This is a genomic window from Pedobacter sp., from assembly GCF_045628745.1.
In the GTDB taxonomy this organism is placed as follows: domain Bacteria; phylum Bacteroidota; class Bacteroidia; order Sphingobacteriales; family Sphingobacteriaceae; genus Pedobacter.
This window is the reverse complement of sequence record NZ_JAZQPU010000190.1, coordinates 1-2,739: the sequence shown is the minus strand read 5'-3', so window position 1 is coordinate 2,739 and position 2,739 is coordinate 1. Positions and strand designations below refer to the sequence as shown.

The 2,739-nt window shown below is 37.2% G+C and carries 2 protein-coding genes; both read right to left on the bottom strand.

Annotated elements, in window-relative coordinates:
• Positions 1-721: 721 nt before the first annotated feature.
• Entirely contained in the window at positions 722-1,651 is a 930-nt protein-coding gene (locus ACR2F7_RS07410) for an alpha/beta fold hydrolase (RefSeq protein WP_432712948.1), read from the bottom strand.
• Positions 1,652-1,797: 146 nt separating this feature from the next.
• Positions 1,798-2,607, bottom strand: a complete 810-nt coding sequence (gene blaOXA, locus ACR2F7_RS07405; protein WP_432712947.1) for a class D beta-lactamase — start codon at positions 2,605-2,607, stop codon at positions 1,798-1,800.
• Positions 2,608-2,739: the final 132 nt, after the last annotated feature.

The following is a 2,739-nucleotide window of genomic DNA, read 5'->3' as shown; positions in this document are numbered from 1 at the left end:
CCAAGGAGTTGATAATATGCCTTGTCTTCCTAAGACCGCTTGGCCTCCGACTTATTCAAGCCGGATTCAAATAATTCTGTAACTTTATACCACATAAAAACTTTGTTTTTATTTATTGGCCGCCATCGATTTTGTTTCACACCAAAAGATAAGTCGGATCGTAGCCATGTCGTTCTGTGAGCCAAGGAGTTGATAATATGCCTTGTCTTCCTAAGACCGCTTGGCCTCCGACTTATTATTAGCTCGCTTGTTTATTTTGAATTTAGCCTTTCAAGAATCAGAGATGAAAAACTTCTCACACCAATTTTTATAACGACCTAAAAACTGATAATGTTACACTTTGTCTAGTCCTGTTTCGACATAAATCTGACTAATATTCAAGCCGGATTCAAATAATTATTTAACTTTATACCACATAAAAACTTTGTTTTTATTTATTGGCCGCCATCGATTTTGTTTCACACCAAAAGATGCGGCCTTTTTTCGTTTTTAGCTAATTCAGTGGTGAATTACTTTTGCGAAAAATTGTTGGTACAAAGTTGCTAGTTACAATTGCTTCCGTTGTTTTCTATCCTAGAAATGTACTCGCGTTTTCAGTCCACAAGTTCGCTCTGTGTTAGGTGTTTATCTTCTCTTGCCTTGCGCAACATCAGTTCGATCTTAACTTTCAAAATCCCTGTCACGCTCATCACGTCTTGCAGTTCCCTTTTTATATGCTGTGTTACATCATAAACTTTTCAATATCGTCAATAAACCGTTGTTGCTGATCCACAAATGGATAATGTGAGCAGTTATCGATAAGATCAAAGCGTTTGTCCCCAATAAGCTGTCGAATGTCGACCAATTGCTTGTTGGAAAAAATCTGGTCCTGCCTGCCATAGATGCCGAATAGTTTCACATTCATTTTTTGAATGTCATTTAAAATTTGCTTGGTGTCAATATTTACTTGTCTTTCGTTTTTATAGAAAACCAGTGGGGCTTTATCATTGCGGATGTTAGTCCTTCCATATTCGCTATTTTGGTAGTGCAATTCTAGCTGCTTAGATCCTGGAGTAGGATGAGGCATATTGAAAAAACCGTATGTAGAGGCAAGATCGTAGCACAGTTTGCGATAATCTGCACTTCTACGGTCTAGAGAGTTGATAAGAGAAATCCGGCTCAATGAAGCGGTATCTTCTTTTGCTCGCGCAAGTTTTGTGATACTCTGCAAAATATGATCATAAGTTTCCTGTTGGGAGAACAATGCGTCAACTAGTATCAGTCGTTCAACTTTTTCTGATCGGGCAGATGCATAAAGTGTGGCAACGATACCGCCAAAACTATGACCAATTATTGCAGTCTTCTTTATTTTATACTTTTCCATGAGGTGGTCAGGGTCATTGATGGCCTCGGTAAAAGTAATTGTTGCTGAAGAGTCGATGGATCGTCCTTCGCCTCGGCGATCATAAACAATGACATAGAACCCCTTTTTAGCAATTAAGCCCGCGGTTGTACCTTCAAACAACGTTGCATTGCCTCGTGGCCCTCCATGGATAAAGATGATAGGGGAATGTTGAGGATTCCCATAGGCTTTGGAGTAGATCTCCTGAGAGTGAGCCAGGCTGTTTAACAAACCGAAAACAAACAACAGCAACAAAAAGAAATACTTCATTTTAAATATTGTCTTAATTGAGTTGGAAAATATTATAATTTTTGAACTAGGAGCATTTTCTCATTTAATGGTGAAATATTGATAGTGCCGCTGGCATTCTCAAAATTCCAGGGAATAATGATCGGTAAGTAATATTGTTAATGCACCTATTTTAAAATACCCATTTCAGCAAGAATGATGTTTGCTATTTCAGTACGAGCATTATTAAAGTTTGGATTTCTCTCTGTTGATTGGATGCAGTTTGAAAAATAAAACACATCGTCTTTGGTAGTGACATAACCGACATACCATCCAATATATTTACCGTCTTGCTGGCCGGAACCAGTTTTTGCACGTATAACGTACTTTGATTTATTATCAACGATCATAATGTCTTTTAAAATATCCATTGATGGTTTAGAGAATGGAAGTTCGTTACCATGCAACTTTCTTAGAAACTCTATTTGTTGAGATGGTGATACCCTAAGACCGCCAGATAACCAGAATACATCAATGCCTCCACTTATATCGCAGTTTCCATAATGAGCTTTTTCTATCAACTTTTTCATTTGTGCTTCTCCGACTCTTCTGGCCAATTCCTGATAGAACCAAACAGTCGAATTTTTAAAAGCATCTCTCATATTGGTATCATGGTTCCATACGGGATTTTGGCGCTCTTTACCATCCCATTTGATAACTTCTTGTTCATCATTAATAACTTTGCTATCTAATGAAATTAATGTATTGCAAATCTTGAATGTTGATGCAGGAGTAAACGCCTGAGAAGTTTGTTCCTTATTATAGTAAGTATATGCATCCTTATTCTGGCTATAAATTACAAACGAACCCTGTACGTTCAATTTATCATAGTACTTTTTGAAGTCGTTCCTGATTACATCCTTTGGCAAGATATTAAACGAACTAGTAGAGATGAAAATTAATAAGAGTACTAAGATTGATAGCTGCTTTTTTTGCATAGGTGGGGTAGGATTGGAAAATGTGTGAGCATTAAGAACTAAAGATAAAGCAATTGTTTTGATTGAAACCCCAGGTTTAGCCGATTTAATGCTACACCGCTTACCTCAAAAATCCAGGGAATATAGATATTA

What these genes read in the sequence shown, in the direction of transcription:
- blaOXA (WP_432712947.1), bottom strand. Translation starts at nt 2,607, where the DNA reads ATGCAAAAAAAGCAGCTATCAATCTTAGTACTCTTATTAATTTTCATC.
- ACR2F7_RS07410 (WP_432712948.1), bottom strand. Translation starts at nt 1,651, where the DNA reads ATGAAGTATTTCTTTTTGTTGCTGTTGTTTGTTTTCGGTTTGTTAAAC.